The sequence below is a fragment of the Cyclobacterium roseum genome (genome assembly GCF_010119225.1).
Lineage (GTDB): Bacteria > Bacteroidota > Bacteroidia > Cytophagales > Cyclobacteriaceae > Cyclobacterium > Cyclobacterium roseum.
Genome location: NZ_WNKF01000041.1, coordinates 1 through 2,627 on the forward strand (window position 1 = coordinate 1; position 2,627 = coordinate 2,627).

Annotated in this window: 2 protein-coding genes; both read right to left on the reverse strand. The window is 45.6% G+C overall.

Annotated elements, in window-relative coordinates; all coding sequences use genetic code 11:
- Positions 1-92: 92 nt before the first annotated feature.
- Complete coding sequence (istB, locus tag GJQ68_RS22995) at positions 93-848, reverse strand: IS21-like element helper ATPase IstB (protein WP_162419605.1); 756 nt, start codon at positions 846-848, stop codon at positions 93-95.
- A gap of 59 nt (positions 849-907) precedes the next feature.
- Positions 908-2,482 (reverse strand): IS21 family transposase, encoded by a 1,575-nt coding sequence (gene istA / locus GJQ68_RS23000; RefSeq protein ID WP_162419606.1) that lies wholly within the window; start codon positions 2,480-2,482, stop codon positions 908-910.
- Positions 2,483-2,627: the final 145 nt, after the last annotated feature.

Below are 2,627 nucleotides of genomic sequence, written 5' to 3' on the forward strand. Positions count from 1 at the left end.
TGTAGTCGGTAATTGAATATGCACCAAAAATGGTAATTAGGAATGCACCAAAAATGGCAACAGGAATGCACCACTTTGTAAATATAGGTTGGTTATTGCTGTTGATCAAAGAAAGATTTTCTGTTTTTCATTCTATAACTTTTTCCAGATAGGTTTATAACATCACAATGGAACAAAAGTCTGTCTAAAAGAGCGGTAGCCAGGACCTCATCATCGAGCATTTTGGCCCATTCTGTTGGGCTTTTATTTGTGGTGATAATAAAACAGGTGCGCTCATAAACCTGATTGATAAAGTTGAAGAGTGCGATCGCCACACTTTTTTCAATAGGAAAGAGCATGATGTCATCCAGGATGATCAGGTCTGCTTTCAGTAGCCTTTTGTATTCGGCCATTGCTGTCCTGGTCATATCTTTGAGCTTAAGGATGTTGGTAAGGTCTTCCATAGATTTAAAATAGGTTTTGTAGCCCTTTTCTACTGCGTCGGCTCCGAGTCCGGCGGCAAGGAAGGTTTTACCTGTTCCCGAAGGGCCCATCAGCAGGAGGTTAAAACCCTGATCCAGCCAGTTCAACTCTCTCAATTGGTTTATCCTTGTCAGGTTCAGCCCGTTTTCTGCTCCGGTATCATAGGTTTCAAGGTCGTTTTTAAGGGGTAGATTTGCGGCTTTTCTCCGTCTGATAACCTCATTTTTAGACCTCTGTGCGGCCTCATGCCGGAGCAGTTCGAGGAAAAAGTCCATGAAGCCCGAGCTCTGTTTTTCTGATTTGGCCACCACCTCGGGAAGCCCTGCTGCCATTCCGGTGATTTTAAACTGCCTGCAAAAGGCGTTGATCTGTTCTTTCTTTTCCATTTTTTGATAGTTTGGGCCATGGACTTCCCACTTTCGGGACTGTCCATGGCGATTGTTGATCAGTTATTTGTTTCGGCTTTTTTATTGTTTACAATATCTTCATATTCCCCGATGTTGCTTTTTTCGGGCCGTATCTGGGCATTTTCCGGCATTTTTCCGCTCAGCGGATTCATAATCACGGTACCGGACTCCTGTTTAGTGCCGGTATCCTGGAGATCCAGAATAGCTTTAAAATCCGATGCGCTGCAGATGGATTTTTCAAGGCAGTATTGCAGGGTAAGGTCTACCTTTTTGGGATCCACTCCTTCGATGGCCTTTTGGACCATGTCGAGCTGGTCCCTGATATACCTGGGCTTTTCTTTCCTGAGCAATTCCATCCAGCTAATGGCCATTTCTTCCTGGGTAAACAACCTGGCCGCTTTGGCGATCCTTTCGTCGATGGAACCGGTTTTATCCCTGCTGTGATCGGTTTTCTTTATTTTTTGACCCATGCCGGCAGGAATGGTGTGGCGGCAGATTTCGGTTTTATCTTCCGGTTGGCTAATGATCAGTTCACCTGCCTCTACCTGTAGGCCAACCCGGCTTCCCTTCCCCTTGTAGGTACCCAGTGGAAGGGAGTAGAAGTTGCCTTTGTAAGAGATCGAATTGTCCTTCCGGACAGCATATAGATCCGGAACGGCCTGCTTCGGGAAACAGGGCTTATATGGGATAAGATAAGGTCCTTCAATGATGTATTCGGAGAAGGGCTCTTTTTTGGTTACCCCGTGAGGCAGGGCGTTGGCCGTACGGCCGAGCCAACCCAGAGCCTCATCGTTAAGGGTTTCAATATTGTGGAAGGTACGGTTGTAAAGGAAGTTCCTTTTGACATACCTGACCACGTTTTCGACCTTACCCTTGCTTTCCGGATCGGATTTCCTGCAAAAGTAAAGATCGAAGGACTGTTCGCGCGTATAAGCTCTGAATGTATCGGTGAGGATAAGGTCCCCACCGTTTTCGCTGACCATGAATACCTTGTCCTGGTCATAGACAATTTCCATTGGGACACCACGTATGTAGGCAAAGGCTTTTTCATGGGCTTCGATGGCCAGAAGGGAGGTAAAGTAACTGTCGATAAACCACAGGTACTTATACCGGGACCGGGAAAGAGTGAGTATAAAGAAAAATACTTTTACCCTGTTGCCGGACGTATTGCGCATGTTGTATTCGCCAAAGTCCACCTGAGCCTGTTTTCCATAGGGGAGCTCTTCAACCATCTCGTATTCACGGGGGATTTTAATGGAGGGCAGGTTATATTTGCGCCTCACCCAGGAAACAAAATTGAAAACGGTTTTTTGGGATACTTTTGGCAAATCCTGATAATGCTCCTTCAGCCAGTCATGCATCTGGGCGGCTGGGGTGTCCCGGAATTTCTCCAGGCGGGACTTCACAAAAGATTCATAGGGGGATAATACTTTGTTCCGATCGGACTGACTTTCGAGCATGAGTCCATAATCCTGTTCGGACATGGAAAGATATTTGCTCACTGTACGGCGATTCAGGACAAGCTCTTCACTTATCTGTCTAACGGAAAAACCCTCCCTGAAGAGGCGATGGATTTCAAAATAAACCATAAATTTGTTCAAATACACATTCATAAAATGCTAGTTTTAGTACACTAGCAAAATAGTCCAAAATCCCTTAGGGGCATGCCCCTAAGGGATTATTGGTGGTGCATTCTTGTTGCCAAATATGGTGCATTCTTATTTACCGAAAGTGGTGCAGTTGTAATTACCGATTACA

Coding starts and splice junctions, on each gene's coding strand:
- istB (WP_162419605.1), bottom strand. CDS start 848: ATGGAAAAGAAAGAACAGATCAACGCCTTTTGCAGGCAGTTTAAAATC.
- istA (WP_162419606.1), bottom strand. CDS start 2,482: ATGAATGTGTATTTGAACAAATTTATGGTTTATTTTGAAATCCATCGC.